At 68.4% G+C, this 14,890-nt stretch carries 16 protein-coding genes and 3 rRNA genes; 9 read left to right on the top strand and 10 right to left on the bottom strand.

The window, feature by feature from the left end; translation table 11 throughout:
* From ACQ0O7_RS41160 to ACQ0O7_RS41145, 4 genes are all read left to right on the top strand, one after another.
* A 23S ribosomal RNA gene (locus ACQ0O7_RS41160) occupies positions 1-1,387 on the top strand; the annotation flags it as partial.
* 96 nt (positions 1,388-1,483) lie between these two features.
* Positions 1,484-1,597: ribosomal RNA gene (gene rrf / locus ACQ0O7_RS41155) — 5S ribosomal RNA — on the top strand.
* 233 nt (positions 1,598-1,830) lie between these two features.
* A 5S ribosomal RNA gene (gene rrf, locus ACQ0O7_RS41150) occupies positions 1,831-1,931 on the top strand.
* A 143-nt stretch (positions 1,932-2,074) separates the two neighbouring features.
* Positions 2,075-2,575 carry an STM3941 family protein gene (locus ACQ0O7_RS41145; RefSeq protein WP_430791187.1) on the top strand — a complete coding sequence of 167 codons (501 nt, stop codon included), beginning with the start codon at positions 2,075-2,077 and terminating at the stop codon, positions 2,573-2,575.
* A gap of 99 nt (positions 2,576-2,674) precedes the next feature.
* On the opposite strand, the gene ACQ0O7_RS41140 is transcribed toward ACQ0O7_RS41145, so the two are convergent.
* The 7 genes from ACQ0O7_RS41140 to ACQ0O7_RS41110 all read right to left on the bottom strand — a co-directional run bounded on the left by ACQ0O7_RS41140 (position 2,675) and on the right by ACQ0O7_RS41110 (position 9,509).
* Positions 2,675-3,886, bottom strand: a complete 1,212-nt coding sequence (locus ACQ0O7_RS41140; protein ID WP_430791185.1) for a phytase — start codon at positions 3,884-3,886, stop codon at positions 2,675-2,677.
* An 85-nt stretch (positions 3,887-3,971) separates the two neighbouring features.
* Positions 3,972-5,519 (bottom strand): SpoIIE family protein phosphatase, encoded by a 1,548-nt coding sequence (locus ACQ0O7_RS41135; protein ID WP_430791183.1) that lies wholly within the window; start codon positions 5,517-5,519, stop codon positions 3,972-3,974.
* Positions 5,516-6,859, bottom strand: coding sequence for an ATP-binding protein (locus ACQ0O7_RS41130; RefSeq protein WP_430791181.1), 1,344 nt, complete (start codon positions 6,857-6,859; stop codon positions 5,516-5,518). Before ACQ0O7_RS41130 ends, ACQ0O7_RS41135 begins: the two co-directional genes overlap by 4 nt.
* On the bottom strand, positions 6,856-7,887 hold the full coding sequence (locus ACQ0O7_RS41125) for a SpoIIE family protein phosphatase (protein ID WP_430791179.1): 1,032 nt from the start codon (positions 7,885-7,887) through the stop codon (positions 6,856-6,858). Before ACQ0O7_RS41125 ends, ACQ0O7_RS41130 begins: the two co-directional genes overlap by 4 nt.
* Positions 7,884-8,288, bottom strand: a complete 405-nt coding sequence (locus ACQ0O7_RS41120; protein ID WP_430791177.1) for an ATP-binding protein — start codon at positions 8,286-8,288, stop codon at positions 7,884-7,886. The genes ACQ0O7_RS41125 and ACQ0O7_RS41120 overlap by 4 nt, the downstream gene beginning before the upstream one ends.
* Positions 8,285-8,671 carry an STAS domain-containing protein gene (locus ACQ0O7_RS41115; protein ID WP_430791175.1) on the bottom strand — a complete coding sequence of 129 codons (387 nt, stop codon included), beginning with the start codon at positions 8,669-8,671 and terminating at the stop codon, positions 8,285-8,287. The genes ACQ0O7_RS41120 and ACQ0O7_RS41115 overlap by 4 nt, the downstream gene beginning before the upstream one ends.
* 1 nt (position 8,672) lies before the next feature.
* Positions 8,673-9,509, bottom strand: coding sequence for an STAS domain-containing protein (locus tag ACQ0O7_RS41110; protein ID WP_430791173.1), 837 nt, complete (start codon positions 9,507-9,509; stop codon positions 8,673-8,675).
* A gap of 164 nt (positions 9,510-9,673) precedes the next feature.
* Here ACQ0O7_RS41110 and ACQ0O7_RS41105 point away from each other — a divergent pair, with 164 nt between their 5' ends.
* The 3 genes from ACQ0O7_RS41105 (at position 9,674) to ACQ0O7_RS41095 (ending at position 10,837) form a co-directional block, all read left to right on the top strand.
* Positions 9,674-10,027: an STAS domain-containing protein gene (locus ACQ0O7_RS41105; protein WP_106330995.1), complete on the top strand. Its 354-nt coding sequence runs from the start codon at positions 9,674-9,676 to the stop codon at positions 10,025-10,027.
* A 91-nt stretch (positions 10,028-10,118) separates the two neighbouring features.
* The gene (gene mscL, locus ACQ0O7_RS41100; protein ID WP_430791189.1) at positions 10,119-10,550 is read left to right on the top strand and encodes a large conductance mechanosensitive channel protein MscL; all 432 of its coding nucleotides are present in this window, start codon (positions 10,119-10,121) and stop codon (positions 10,548-10,550) included.
* Positions 10,551-10,603: 53 nt separating this feature from the next.
* A complete protein-coding gene (locus tag ACQ0O7_RS41095) occupies positions 10,604-10,837 on the top strand; it encodes a hypothetical protein (RefSeq protein WP_430791170.1) in 234 nt (77 codons plus the stop codon).
* 1 nt (position 10,838) lies between these two features.
* Here the strand turns inward: ACQ0O7_RS41095 and ACQ0O7_RS41090 are convergent, their stop codons facing one another.
* The 3 genes from ACQ0O7_RS41090 to ACQ0O7_RS41080 all read right to left on the bottom strand — a co-directional run bounded on the left by ACQ0O7_RS41090 (position 10,839) and on the right by ACQ0O7_RS41080 (position 13,021).
* The gene (locus ACQ0O7_RS41090) at positions 10,839-11,603 is read right to left on the bottom strand and encodes a zf-HC2 domain-containing protein (RefSeq protein WP_430791168.1); all 765 of its coding nucleotides are present in this window, start codon (positions 11,601-11,603) and stop codon (positions 10,839-10,841) included.
* Between the two features lie 63 nt (positions 11,604-11,666).
* Positions 11,667-12,260, bottom strand: coding sequence for a CGNR zinc finger domain-containing protein (locus ACQ0O7_RS41085; protein ID WP_430791166.1), 594 nt, complete (start codon positions 12,258-12,260; stop codon positions 11,667-11,669).
* 320 nt (positions 12,261-12,580) lie between these two features.
* Positions 12,581-13,021, bottom strand: coding sequence for a hypothetical protein (locus ACQ0O7_RS41080; RefSeq protein ID WP_430791164.1), 441 nt, complete (start codon positions 13,019-13,021; stop codon positions 12,581-12,583).
* 216 nt (positions 13,022-13,237) lie between these two features.
* Between ACQ0O7_RS41080 and ACQ0O7_RS41075 the strand changes: the two genes are divergently transcribed.
* Both ACQ0O7_RS41075 and ACQ0O7_RS41070 read left to right on the top strand, forming a co-directional pair.
* A complete protein-coding gene (locus ACQ0O7_RS41075; protein ID WP_430791162.1) occupies positions 13,238-13,843 on the top strand; it encodes an RNA polymerase sigma factor in 606 nt (201 codons plus the stop codon).
* Complete coding sequence (locus tag ACQ0O7_RS41070) at positions 13,840-14,829, top strand: CU044_5270 family protein (protein ID WP_430791160.1); 990 nt, start codon at positions 13,840-13,842, stop codon at positions 14,827-14,829. Before ACQ0O7_RS41075 ends, ACQ0O7_RS41070 begins: the two co-directional genes overlap by 4 nt.
* Positions 14,830-14,890: the final 61 nt, after the last annotated feature.

The raw sequence follows: 14,890 nt of genomic DNA, 5'->3' as shown, positions 1-14,890 counted from the left end.
AGGCTGAGACGTGATGCCGAGCCGTTCTGGTGAAGTCATTGATCCTATGCTGCCGAGAAAAGCCTCTAGCGAGCTTTGAGCGGCCCGTACCCTAAACCGACACAGGTGGTCAGGTAGAGAATACCGAGGCGACGGGTGAACTGTGGTTAAGGAACTCGGCAAATTGCCCCCGTAACTTAGGGAGAAGGGGGGCCGGACGCGTGAAGCCACTTGCTGGTGGAGCGTGGTATGGCCGCAGAGAGCAGGGGGAAGCGACTGTTTACTAAAAACACAGGTCCATGCCAAGTCGTAAGACGATGTATATGGACTGACGCCTGCCCGGTGCTGGAACGTTAAGGGGACCTGTTAGCCAGCAATGGCGAAGCGGAGAACTTAAGCGCCAGTAAACGGCGGTGGTAACTATAACCATCCTAAGGTAGCGAAATTCCTTGTCGGGTAAGTTCCGACCTGCACGAATGGCGTAACGACTTCCCCACTGTCTCAACCACAGGCCCGGCGAAATTGCAGTACGAGTAAAGATGCTCGTTACGCGCGGCAGGACGGAAAGACCCCGGGACCTTTACTATAGCTTGACATTGGTATCTGAATTTAATTGTGTAGGATAGGTGGGAGCCGGTGAAGCTCGGACGCCAGTTCGGGTGGAGGCGCTGTTGAAATACCACTCTGTTGGGTTTGGGTATCTAACTTGCGGCCCTGATCGGGTCGAGGGACAGTGTCTGGTGGGTAGTTTAACTGGGGCGGTTGCCTCCTAAAGGGTAACGGAGGCGCCCAAAGGTTCCCTCAGCCTGGTTGGCAATCAGGTGTTGAGTGTAAGTGCACAAGGGAGCTTGACTGTGAGACTGACGGGTCGAGCAGGGACGAAAGTCGGGACTAGTGATCCGGCACTTGCGTGTGGAAGCGGTGTCGCTCAACGGATAAAAGGTACCCCGGGGATAACAGGCTGATCTTCCCCAAGAGTCCATATCGACGGGATGGTTTGGCACCTCGATGTCGGCTCGTCGCATCCTGGGGCTGTAGCAGGTCCCAAGGGTTGGGCTGTTCGCCCATTAAAGCGGTACGCGAGCTGGGTTTAGAACGTCGTGAGACAGTTCGGTCCCTATCCGCCGTGCGCGTTGGATACTTGAGAAGGGCTGTCCCTAGTACGAGAGGACCGGGACGGACGAACCTCTGGTGTGCCAGTTGTTCCGCCAGGAGCATGGCTGGTTGGCTACGTTCGGAAGGGATAACCGCTGAAAGCATCTAAGCGGGAAGCTCGCTTCGAGATGAGGTATCCCACCACCTTTGAGTGGGTAAGGCTCCCAGCTAGACTACTGGGTTGATAGGCCGGAGATGTAAGCACGGTAACGTGTTGAGTTGACCGGTACTAATAGGCCGAGAGCTTAACCACTTTAAACTTTTTACTTGCGTCCACTGTGTGATTCACAGCAAACGAACGACCACCCCCGAGAGATTGGGGTTGCTGGTTTTTTCTGCTGATGGCTGTTTCGGTGGTCATAGCGGAGGGGAAACGCCCGGTTACATTCCGAACCCGGTAGCTAAGCCCTCCAGCGCCGATGGTACTGCACTCGGGAGGGTGTGGGAGAGTAGGNCTTCGAGATGAGGTATCCCACCACCTTTGAGTGGGTAAGGCTCCCAGCTAGACTACTGGGTTGATAGGCCGGAGATGTAAGCACGGTAACGTGTTGAGTTGACCGGTACTAATAGGCCGAGGGCTTAACCACTTTAAACTTTTTACTTGCGTCCACTGTGTGATTCACAGCAAACGAACAACCACCCTTTGTGGGCCGGTGACGGTCTGAGAGGTTGCTGGTTTGTTCTGCTGATGGCTGTTTCGGTGGTCATAGCGGAGGGGAAACGCCCGGTTNGCTAAGCCCTCCAGCGCCGATGGTACTGCACTCGGGAGGGTGTGGGAGAGTAGGACGCCGCCGGACTCAACTTGTGGAAAGGCCCACCCGGGTTATCGGGTGGGCCTTTCTGCATTTCCGGGTTTGCTGCATTTCCGGAATGCGCGACCACCGGGCCGGGCGCGACGCGGTTGTGGTGGCGCGGGGATGCGTTTGGCTACCATGCCGGGATGCTGGTGTACCGGTCGATACCCAGGACGCTGGGGCTGTTCGTGGGGGCCTTGGTGCTCACCGGGCTCAGCCTGGCGATGGTTGCGGCCAGCTGGGGGAACTGGGCGCGGATCCTCATCCTCCTGATCAGCCTGGTCGGCGTGCTGCTGTTCGGGCTCGGGATCGTCAAGATCGGGCGGCAGCTGTTCCGGCGGGGGCCGGTGATCGAGGTGGGGCCGGCCGGTGTGCGGGACGTTCGGCTGTCGGAGCAGGTCATTCCGTGGACCGTGGTGCGGAACATCCGCCAGGTCGCCGTGCAGCGGCAGGTGTTCGTCACGCTGGACCTGGACCCGGCGTTCGAGCGGGAGTTCCTGAGCGGCGGTGCCGGGCTGATGCAGCGGCTCAACAACGTGAGCGGATTTCCCGGCGTGCACATCAGCCGCAATGGTCTGGCCGTGTCGGCCGAGCTGCACTACCAGACGATCGAGCGGGAATGGCGGTCCTTTCTGGAGTCCCGCTGATATCCGGTCGGCTTTACGGGATGCCGGCAGCGGCGAAGCCGAGAGGCCGCCGGTGCGCCTGTGGAAGGTGTAGGCGTACCGGCGGAATGGGGTTTTCTCTCAGGAACTCAGATTCAGCGAACGCCAGTCGACGAACTTGAAGTTGGTGCTGGTCCGGCCGCCGTCGGGGGTGTTCTCGCCGTCGTGGAGGACCAGGAGGCCCTTCGGGTAGCCGGGGAGTGCCACCGAGGTCACCGCGGCGCCGTCGGAGTGCTGGACGCCGTCGGTCCGCTTGCCGTCCACCACCGAGAAGATGGTGACCGGTTTGTTGGTGCGCCGGTCATAGACGAAGAATCGGCTGTCGCCCTGGCTGGAGACGATCAGATAGCCGTCGCGTTTTCCGGTCGGATAGATGGTCGCGCCCTCGACGTCGGCGCTGATCCGGCCGCCGGTGCCGTTCGTGTATTCGACGGTGCACTCCTCCGACTCGGGGTCGTAGGAAGCCGGCTCGCCGAATTCGCGGACCCGTTCGACGATGCGCGGAATGCTGCTGAACGTGCCGCCGGCCAGATTGATCCGCCAGAGGGCGACATCCTCCTGCGCGACGTAGAGGACACCCGCGTCGGTGTCCACCACCATGCCCTCCACCTGTGGATCCTCGCCCGGCTCGGCACACGGCGACCAGGTGCTACCGTCCGGGAGGCGGAACTCGCGGGGCAGGTCGAGGGTGTCGGTGGTGCGGTAGGTGACCTTGCCGTTCCGCTCCTCCAGCCGGAAGATGCCCAGCCGGGTGCTGTGCCGGCGGCTGACGACGGCGTAGCGGCCGTAGACGGCGACACCGTAGCCGGTGGCCTGCTCCTCGACCTCCGCCTGGCTCTTCGAGAACAGCAGCGGCGCGTCGGCCGAGGTGATGTCGGTGAGCCCGGACGCCTCGATCCGGTAGATGCGCAGCTTGTCCAAGCCGCGGTCGGTGACCACGGCCACGTCGACCTTGCGCTGGCCGAAGGTGAAGCCGGTCAGGATGTCCACGTTGTTGAACCGGCCGCCGTCGGGAGTGGCGATCGACTGGACCTCACGGCCCTTCAGGTCGTAGACGCGCAAGCCGCCGTTCTTGGCGGTGCCGATGACCAGGCTGCGGGACTTGTCGGAGGGGTTGACCCAGATCGCCGGATCGTCGGCGTCCGCGTCACCGCCGGCCTCGTCGTCGAAGAGGGCCGGAGTCTCCACGGCCGCGGTTATCTCGCGGGACGGTCGCTGGGCGGCGAACGCCGGACCGCCGGCGGCAAGGGTCGTGAGGGCGACGAGCGCGGCGATTCCGGTAGTGCGTTGCATAGGAGACGACGATCCAGGATCGACCTGGACTATGGGTGGATAGATGCTGAACACCGGCGATGACGTTATTGATCCGTAACACTGGCTAGGCGGTACGGCGGACCGCGACGACGGCGATGTCGTCGGCCTGGTCGCCGGGGCCGCTCAGCTGGGTGTGCAGACGGCGGCAGAACGCGTCCAGATCCGGCTCCACCTCGGCGGCACAGGCGGCCAGCGCGTTCAGGCCCTCGTCGATGTCGGTGTCGCGGCGTTCGATCAGGCCGTCGGTGTAGAGGACCAGGGTCCCGCCCGGAGGCAGGTCGAACTCCAGCTCGGCCCGGCGGGGCGCGGCGATACCGAGCAGGGCGCCGCGCGGCTCCAGGAACCGCACCTCGCCGTCGACGTGCACGAGCGGCGGCAGATGGCCGGCGGTGGCCATCCGGATGTGGCCGGTCGACGGTTCCAGGGTGAGCAGGCACAGGGTGGCCGAGTCGGTCGGCAGGACCGCCCGCATGAAACGGTTGACCAGCTCCAGGACCTCGCCGGGCGAGTGGCCCTCGATGGCGTACGCCCTGACCGCGTGCCGGATCTCGGCCATCACCGTGGCCGCGTGCAGGGAGTGGCCGGCCACGTCCCCGATCGCCACCAGCAGATGGTCGCCGACCACGGTCAGTTCGTAGAAGTCGCCGCCCACCTCGGTCTGCGCGCCGGCCGGCTCGTAGAGGACACCGACCTGCAGGCCCGGTACGTCCGGCAGCCGGGACTGCAGCAGGCTGCGCTGCAGGGTGACCGCGATCCGGTGCTCCTCGTCGTAGGAGCGTTGCGCCTCCACCGCGGCCGCGACCGCCTGGGAGAGCTGCCGCAACACCGGGAAACCGGGGGTCTGCGACCGGCCGGGCACCGCCACGTAGACCGGCGGCCGGTCGACACGCAGCCGGGCCGCCGCGACCGCGACGACCGTCTCGTCCTCCGGCCACTCGGTGACGTCCCAGTCGGCCGGCTCGTCGCTGCGGACCAGGGAGCCGACGGTCACCGGCTGACCGGGGACCGGCCAGCGGCGGATGGTCGCCGGGCGGCCCACCGCGGCCAGGCTCTCGCCCTCCGAGGTCTCCGCGGCCACCACCACCGGGCTGCCGAAGATCTCCTGGGCGCCCTCGGCGGCGGCCGCCAGCAGAGCCGGCAGGGTGGGCGCCGAGTTGATCGCCAGGGTGGCCTCGGCCAGCTTGACCATCCGTTCGGCGAGGAGTTCGGCGCGCTTCCGGGCCCGGTAGTAGCGGAGCACGGCCTGAACGGTGGCGATCAGCTCGTCCGGCTCGATCGGTTCGACCAGGTAGGCGTCGGCGCCCCGGTTGAGTCCCTGCGCGCGATCGACGACGTCGACGGCGTGGGCGGACACGTGGATCACCGGGAGTACGCCGTACCGGGAATCGGTCTTGATCTGCTCGCAGACCTCGAACCCGTTCATGTCGGGCAGCTTGACGTCCAGGACGACCAGGTCGACGGGGAGTTCGAGGAGGCGGGTCAAAGCCTCGCCGCCGGTCTCCGCCTCGTGCACCGTGAACCCGGCCCGGCTGAGCCAGCTGACCAGCAGGTACCGCTTGGTGGCGCTGTCGTCGACGACGAGCAGGGTGGCGGGACTGCGCGGGTCGGTCATGACGTGATCGGCAGACACAGGGTGAAAGTGCTGCCCGCGCCGGGTGCCGAGTCGACTCGCAGGGCGCCGCCGAGGATGCCGGCCAGCCGCCGGGCGTAGGGCAGGCCCAGGCCGGTGCCCTTGCCGCTCACCGGTTTGCTGCCGGGCACCTGGTAGAACTCCTCGAAGACACGCTCCTGCAGCTCGGGCGGGATGCCGATGCCGGTGTCCGCGACCACGAACTCGGCGTCACCGCCGACCGTGCGCACACTGAGCCGGACCGAGCCGGACTCGGTGAACTTGATCGCGTTGGTGAGCAGGTTGCGCAGGATCTGGGCGAGCAGCACCTCGTCGGAGCGGAATGTGGGCAGGCCTGGCTCCTCGACCGCGAACTCCACCTCGGGACGGGTGGCCAGCGGCCGCAGGGTGCCGCGCAGCTGGCCGAACATCGCCTTGAGGTCGACCTCGGTCCAGTTCGGCTCGATCCGCCCGGCTTCCGCCTTGGCCAGGTCGAGCAGGTCGTTGACCAGGGTCAGAAGATCACTGGCGGAGGTGCGGATCAGGCCCACCTGCCGGTCCTGCTCGCTGGTCAGCTCGTCGGAGCCGGAGTCGGTGAGCAGCCGGCCGAGCCCGATGATCGCGGTGACCGGGGCCCGCAGCTCGTGGCTGACGTTGGCCAGGAAGCGGCTCTTCGCCTCACTCGCGGCGCGCAGCTGGGCCGACTTCTCGTCGAGCTCGGCGTAGAGGGCGACCACACCCCGGTTGGTCTCCTCCAGCTCCTCGGAGAGCTGGTTGTAGAGGGCCATCACACCGCGGTTGGTCTCCTCCAGCTCGGCGTTCAGCCGGGCCAGGTCGTCGCGCTGCGCCCGGACCTCGTCGAGGGCGGCGATCAGCTGCTGGTTCTGCACGGCCAGCTCGTCCAGGGGAGTCCCCGGCACGTGCTGGGCCAGCTCGGCTCGGATCTCGTCCATACGATCCGGGGTCAGCCGCGGCGCGCCGAACGGCAGACGCCGCGACATCCGGACGATCGTGCCGGTCCCGTCATCGTCGACCTCCATCGTGTCGACCAGGCGGCCGACATGCTGCACCTGCTGACCGAGCCGGCCCGCCCGGCCGGGCTCCGGGTATCCCATCGACACCCGCAGCGAAGTTACCCCGTTCTCCTCTATCGCGAACGTGACGTCGGTATCCCGCCCACCCGCGACCATGACCCGGGCCACCTCGCTGAGCGCGGTCGCCATCCGGGTCTGATCCTGCGACTCCAGGCCGACCGCGCGGGCCACCTCGCGGCCCAGTTGACGCACCACGAAGATGTCCTGCTCGACCCGCAGGCGCATGCGCAGCAGCGGTTCGGCGGTCATGAGAACCGGGCCACCAGCACACCGGCGTCGTCACGGCGGATGCCGGCGTCGCGCAGCACGGTCGCCGCGATCACCTCGGCGTGGTGGCTGAGCAGGCCGGGGTAGTCGGCCGCGGTCCACCTGTCGACCACACCGTCGGTGTGCATCAGCACTGTCGCGCCGGGAAGCAGGGGGTAGTCGTACTCCCGGACCTGGCGTCGCTGGTGGCCGGCGATGCCGGGCATCGACACCATGCCACGGCGGGTGCCGTCCGGGCCGAGCACGGTGCCGGAGATGTTGCCCAGCCCGGCGTAGCGGATCACCCCGGCCGTCAGGTCCGGTTCGGCGACTGCCAGCGCGGCGCCGCGGGTGTGCCCGAGAGCGCGGTGCAGGGTCTCCACCACCTGAGCGGGTGGCCCGGCCGGTGCGGAGCGGAACACCCGCACCGCCTCGTGCGAGGCGGCCGCGGCCAGCCCGCCGTGGCCGAGGCCGTCGCTGACCAGCATCTGCCGGCGGCCGTCGACCTCCCGGATCGCCCAGGCGTCACCACAGGCCGTCTCGCCGGTGATCGGCCGGGTCAGCCCGGCGGCCCAGGCCGGCTCGGGCACGGCGCCCGGCCACACCTGCACCGCCATCACGGTGCCCTTGCCCGGCACCGAGTGCAGATCCCACCGGCTGGCCTGGCGCAGGATCGCCCCGAAGCCGATCCCGAGGGTGCCGGCGGTGGAGTGCCCGTCGCCGATGGCCCGCTGCACGTCGGCCATGCCGGGACCGCTGTCCACTATGATCAGCTCGACGCCGGCCTGATCCTCGGTCCGGACCGTGCGGACCAGGATGACCCCCTGGACGGCGTGTTTGACCAGGTTGCCGGCTGCCTCGGAGGCGGCGATGGCGAGGTCGGCGATCCGTTTCTCGGGGATGGCCAGCTCGGCAGCGAGGCGCTCGGCGGCCCGGCGGACGGCGGATGCCGATCCGGCCTCCTCCACCCGGAACCAGACCCCTCCGTCCAGGAGCCCGTCGGGTAGGGACGCCACCGCACCTCCGCTCATCGGCACCACTTCACGATCGTAATGGTGGTGCCTTTACCTGGTTCGGTGTCGATGGTGAACTCGTCGACCAGGCGGCGTGCGCCACTGAGACCCAGCCCGAGCCCGCCGCCGGTGGTGTAGCCGTCGGTGAGGGCCAGGTCCAGATCGGCGATACCCGGTCCATGGTCGGCGAAAACTATCCGGATCCCGGCTCGCCGGTCGTTCTGCACGCGGGTCACCACGACCTCGCCGCCGCCGCCGTAGACCAGCGTGTTGCGAGCCAGCTCACTCGCCGCGGTGACCAGTTTCGTCTGGTCCACCAGAGACAGCTTCACCGCCACCGCGAGCGTGCGCACCATCTGACGGACCCGGACGACGTCCTGGTCGGTCACCACCGGTTGGCGCTGGCTGTCGTCGTTCACGGCGTGAATACCGCGGCCAGGTCGTCATCGTCGCCGTCTCTGGCCAGCATGGCGATGCCCAGCTCGACGTTGAGAGCGGTGCGGATGCCGGGCAGTGACAGCCCCAGCTCGACCAGGGTGATCGCCACCGCCGGGCGCATGCCGACCACGACCGTCTCGGCGTCCAGCACCCGGGAGACCGAGGCGATGGCCGCGAGCGTGCGCCCGACGAAGGAGTCGACGATGTCGAGCGCGCTGATGTCGATGATCACACCGTGGACGCCGGTGGCGACGATCCGGTCGGCCAGATCCTCCTGCAGTTGCAGGGCGACCTGGTCCTCCATGTCGATCTGGATGGAGACCAGCAGGATGTCGCCGATCTTCAGGACCGGGACCCGCTCCATGTCAGCGACCCGTTCGCTTGTTCTGGCTGATCACGTGCCGCAGCGCGTCGGCGAGGGAGGACTTGGTGGCGATGTCGCCGAACTCGATGCCCAGCGCGACGATGGTCTGCGCGATCTGTGGCCGGATGCCGGAGATGATGCAGTCAGCGCCCATCAGCCGGGCGGCCACCACGGTCTTGAGGATGTGCTGGGCGACCTGGGTGTCGACGGCTGGCACACCGGTGATGTCGATGATCGCGTACGGCGAGCCGGTGTCCACCAGGGTCTGCAGCAGGCGCTCCATCACCACCTGGGCGCGCGCCGAGTCGAGGGTGCCGACCAGCGGGACGGCCACCACGCCCTCCCACAGCTTGACCACCGGGGTGGACAGCTCGAGCAGCTGCTCGGCCTGGTCGGCGATGAGTGACTCGCGGACCCGGACGTAGCTGTCGAAGGTGAACAGCGCGGCCTGATCCACAAAACCGGAGAAGGCCACGTAGTCACGCAGGGTGGCGGGGTCGTCCCGGTTGCCGAGGATCTCCAGCGTCGCCTCCTTGAGGGCGTAGACGCTGACTGCCGTCTCGGTGGCGGTGAAGCCCTGCCGGGCCCGGGTGCTGGACAGCTCGCTGAGCTGGGCGCGCAACTCGGCGGCGGCCTCGTCGCCGAGGTCGGTGGCGCCACCGGCGAAGGCCTGCTCGAAGGCGCGCTGAAGCTCGGCGCTCTGCCTCTGCAACTCGGCACCGCTCAGCCGGCCCCGCAGGCTCGCGGTGACCAATTCGGTCCAGCGGGCCGTCAACGGCCCGGCCTGCCCCGAGAGCAATGCGGCGAAGCGAGTCGCCTCGTCCGGACTCAGCGGCATCGCTGCTCCTCCCACCACGCGATCGTTCGCAACGGCCGGACTTTACCATCGGCGTGTCCGTTAGTTGCTGTAGGTCAAGTAACGGACACGGCTCAAAGGTCCGTCCCGTTCTGCGCGTCCGCGGGTACGTGGAGTACCGTTCAGCAATAACTGGAGGTCGGCGAATGTCCCTGACGGTACAAACGGAACAGCGCGACGACATGGTGGTCGTGTCGGTCGCGGGCGAGCTCGACATGGCGACCGCCCCCCAGCTGCAGGATCAGATCAGTGACCTGCTGGAGAAGGGACGGACCCGCCTGGTCTTCGACCTGGCCGAGGTGTCCTTCTGCGACTCGACCGGGCTCTCGGTCTTCGTGCGCGCGAAGAACAGCACCGACGACGCCGGCGGCACGGTCCGCCTGGCCGCTCCGCAGCGCGGTGTGCTGCGCATCCTAGAGGTGAGCGGGCTGGTCGAGGTGCTGCACACCTACCCGACGGTGGACGAGGCGGTCACCGCCGAGGAGCCAGCCCTCGACTGAGGCGCCGTGCGGCGTAGTTTGTCGTCGACCGGTGACGGGCACCCCCGTCGCCGGACTGACAAACCGGCCCCCGGGAGCGCCCATGCGAGAGATGTTCCAAGGCTTCAAAGACTTCATCATGCGCGGCAACGTCGTCGACCTCGCGGTCGGCGTCGTGATCGGTACCGCCTTCACCGCGGTCGTCACCAGCTTCACCAAGTCGTTCCTGGAGCCGCTGATCAAGTGGATCTCCGGTGGCACCGGTGAGCTGGCCGGTGAGCTGTCGCCGAAAGACGGCGTGATCTTCACCTACGCCGCGTTCATCAACACCCTGATCACCTTCGTGCTGACCGCGGCGGTGCTCTACTTCCTCGTCGTCATGCCGCTGAACAAGCTGGCCGAGCGCCGTCGCCGCGGCGAGGAGCCGCCGCCGAAGGCCCCCAGCGAAGAGGTCCAGCTCCTCACCGAGATCCGTGACCTGCTGCTCGCCCAGAACCAGGGTGGTGGCCCGGGCCAGATCTACCGGAACGAACCACCCCGCTGAAAAAGATCCGCCCTCCCGGCGCTGTTCGAACAGATGTTCGATACAGTGCCGGGATGGAGCAGCGTAAGCACTGGTGGAACGGCAAGTGGGGCCGGATAGCCCGCAAGGACGTCTACTTACGGACCAGCGGCGATCAGTGGTATGTCGAGCAGCGCGCCGGGGGTTCCGACGGCGCCTCCCACTTCTTCGAGTACGACAGCGAGGACGCTGCCCTCGACATGGTCCGCGGCCTGCTGGCCGGGCCGGACGAGTGGCGCGAGCTGTCGGTCCGCCCGGCCGGCCGGTGACTCACGCGGCCCGGTCGTCCCGGTGGTGGGCGGTCAGCGGGCCCAACGGCGGCAGCAGGCGCAGACCCGGCCGGGCCGGTGCCGGCTCGGCCTCCTCCGAGGCGTTGTCGAAGCGCGCACGCCAGCCCGAGCCGACCCGGGCACCCGGTGGAGTCCCGGCCCCGCCGACACCCCGGGCCAGCGCCACCACCAGCAGGTACCCGACGATCACGAAGCCGTGGCCGACCAGCCGGCCCACGTCGACCCGGCCACCGGTGAGATCGGTGACCGAGATCAGCAGCAGCATCGCGACGAAAGCGGTCAACATCGGCACCAGCCCGGTCGGCCGGCTGCGGCGCAGCCCGATGAAGAGATAACCGGCGCCGACCGCGACGTTCCACGCCGCCGACTCGTGCCAGAGATGGCCCTGGGTCGCGCCCAGGCCGTGATGTGCGGTCCCGGCGCTCACCCCACCGCCGACCTGCGTCAGGCCGAGGATCAACTGCACCGCGCCGATCAGGGCGAGAGCCAGGTAGAGCAGGGCCGCCACCGGGATCCGCCGCCGGCGCGGCACCGGCGGCAGCGCGGCCAGGATGGCGGCACTCAGATCCGGCACCTCGGGCACCGGGGCGGTCAGCGTCAGCCGGTTCACCGCGGCGGCCCGGTCCAGCCACTCCCGGCAGCCGGCACACCCGGCCAGGTGCTCGTCGACCAGCGGGCGCAGCACCGGGTCGTCCTCGCCGTCCAACTGCGCGGAGAGCATCTCGCGCCACCGCTCACATGCCATGTCCCGATAGTCGCCCGAGAACCCCTCGAAGTTCCAGGCCGAACGGCACAAAGATCGCCGATTTCACGGTTCTTGACCGTGCGTCCGCCGACGCTCGCGGAACGCTCGCAGATTCGCCGTGTTGCCACAGGTGCTGACGTCGTGCCAGACACCGCTGTTGTTGCGCGAGGTGTCGAAGAAGGCGGCCCGGCAGGCCTGGTTGTTGCAGAGCTTGAGCCGCGGCCACATCCCGGCCTGTTGGGCGAGCAGCGCCTCGGACCACAGCGCCGACGCCAGCCACCGGATGCCACGGCCGGTCGGCACCACCCGCACCCAGCCGGTGCCGTCCGGCACCAGGCTCACCTGCACGTCGGCCGGGGGCAGCGCGTCGTCCGGCGCGGGGCGGGCACCAGCCAGCACCACGTGCTCGAACGCACCCCGCAGCCGGCGCATCGACCGCAGGTCGGCGGTGGACAGCAGCAGGGTCGGCGCGGGCAACCCGGACACCTGGGACCAGACACCCAGCGTCTCGGTCAGCCACCACTGGGCCTCGTCGGGGCCGGCCAGCAGATCCGGCGCGTACGACATCGCGGCCCTCGTGTTCAGCAGCTCCTGGACTAGGGCGAAACCGTTCGGCGCCTCCCGCACGCCGTGCCGCGCGCTGGCCTTCCATGACATAGCCAAAGCCTACTCGGCTCTGTTCCACCGGATGCCGGAACGCCACCCGGCCGAGTGGACGCCGGGCGTTCATCGGTGGACGTTCGTGAATAGATATCCCGGCTGGACCTGTGCGGACAGCTCTGGCGACCCTGACCGGGGAGCACGCCCCGAAGCCCGGTCCACCGACGGGCGGCTCATCTTCAACGGGGGCATCGCCGTGCACGGCGCATCCAGCGTGCCGCCCTACCCGGCCTCGCACGGCTGCGCGAGGTCTCGGTGGCCGCGATGAACCGGATGTGGAAGAACGACGCCATCCCGTTGAAGACCAGGAGCTGGGTTTACCGGTGGGTGTCCACCAACTCCCGCCGGCGGCGCGGAGCCGGGATCACCGGGGCGTAACCGGGCGGCCATGCGGCCCCGTGCAACTCGGCACAGAGCACCACACCCAGCCACGGCACCCAGGGGCCGACGACCTCCACCGAACGCCCGTCCCGGACGTCCAGCACCAGGGCGAAGTCACCGGGGCGCGGGCGCAGACTCGTCACCGACCGCAGCCGGAACTCCTCGTCGCCCAGGATCAGCCGCTCGCTGGTGACCACCGCGAGACGGCGGCCGGCGCCGGTCACATCGACCGGGAACCAGCCGTACTGCTTCTCCCCCGACCGGAGCGGAATCGTGGGGGTGACCGCCGCGGGTCGCCCGCCACGCTCCACGAGACCGGCCAACATGCTCATCGACCGGAAGCCGGCCATGAGCTGTCCAGGGTCGTAAAACGACAACACACTCTCCTTCTGTCCCTTGCACCCTGGCACGAACGGGTCGCGCCCGCACAGGGAATACACACTGTCGGTGGGCATTTAGCCGATTCACCGGAGAGGCCCGGATGCTCCCGGTCTTGTCCACGGGAGCCCGACAGTCACTCCTACCCTTGCGCGAGCCTCGCCAATCATCGAAGAATTCCGGGAACTTCCCGCCCCCACCGGACAGAACCTGATGTGAACCCCTCACTACGAACACGGATCCGTGCCGGCGACGTCGCGGCGTTCGGGCAGGCCTTCGAGGAGCACGCCGGTGCCGTCTACCGGCACGCGGCCCGGGTGTCCGCCGACTGGAGCGTGGCCGAGGACGTCGTCTCGCTGACGTTCTTCGAGGCCTGGCGGGTGCGGCACCGGCTGCGCCCGGACGGCGACAGCGTGCTGCCCTGGCTGCTCGGCATCGCCACCAACGTGCTGCGCAACCTGCGGCGGACGATGCGGCGGCACCGGGCCGCCATGGAACGCCTCCCCGAGCAGCGGGTGCCGGACTTCGCCGACGACGTGGTCGGCCGGATCCAGGAGGTCGAACAACTGGCCGCGGCCAAGGCGGCGCTCGCCCGGCTCCGGCAGCCCTACCGGGACGTGTTCACCCTCTGCGTCTGGTCCGGGCTGGACTACGCGTCGGCGGCCGAAGCCCTCGGCATCCCGATCGGCACCGTCCGCTCGCGGCTGTCCCGCGCCCGCGACCGGCTGCGCGCACTGGCCGAGGACGAGCTGACCAACCGGCGTACCGCCGCCGAGAGCCGTATCCCCGCCGCCCAGCCGATCCACGGGAGGGACCGATGAGCGCCAGGCAGCACGAACCGGACGACATGATCCGCGCCGACCTCCAGCGGCTGCTGCCGCCGGCCGGCGCCCCGGAACTCACCCCCGAGCGGCACCGCGACCTGAAACGGAACCTGATCACCGGGATCAGCGCGCGCCCGCCGGCCCGCCGGTGGCGGATCGCGCTGGTCACGGCGGCGGCCATGGCCGTGGTGCTGCTCGGCGGAGCCGCGGTGGCGATCCGCCCGTGGCAGAGCGGCACCGAGACCCGGCAGTCGTACGTCGCACCGATCATCGTCCCGGTCCAGCGGGCATCCGTGGACGGAGTGGAGGTGCTGCTGAAACGGGTCGCCACCGCCGCCGAGGAGAAGCCCCCGGCCGGTGACAGCGGCTTCGTCTACGTCAAGAGCCGGGTCGGGTTCCTCACCTTCCCCGAGAACGGCCCGGCCCAGCAGGAGGCCGGTGTAGACCCGCGGGTGATGGAGGCGCTGCACGACCGGGAGATCTGGATCCCGCTGCGCTCCGGCGACGGGCTGATCCGGGAGCGGGGGCTCGACATCGTCCTGTCGGATCCGGAGCCGCACCGCAGGTTGACGGAACTGCCCGCCGACCCGGATGTGCTGCTCGAACACGCCTACACCGCGACCCGGGAGGACACCAACGTGCCTCGCGACAGAGCCGCCTTCGACTACATCGGTGACGCCGTGGACGAGTCGGCGCTGCCACCGGCTCTGACCGGGGCACTGTTCCGGGCCGCGGCGAAGATCCCCGGAGTGGCCATGGTCGAGAACTCGGTCGACGCGCTGGGCCGGCCGGGAGTGGCGGTGGCGATGACGTATCTCGACGAGCGCACCGAATGGATCTTCGATCCGGCCACCTTCGAATACCTGGGCCAGCGCAGCTACCTCGTCGCCGACACCCTCGACGGTAGGGCCGGCACGCTGACCGGCACCTCGGCGGTGGTCGAGCGGGCGGTGGTCGACAAGGCCGGAAACCGTCCCCGGTAACACTTTGGTTGACCCGCTGACTCGCTGACTCGCACGAAGCACTGACGACTCACGTGCCGAT

The sequence above is a fragment of the Actinoplanes sp. G11-F43 genome, assembly GCF_050589265.1.
GTDB lineage: Bacteria > Actinomycetota > Actinomycetes > Mycobacteriales > Micromonosporaceae > Actinoplanes.
This window is presented reverse-complemented; position numbering and strand designations above follow the sequence as displayed.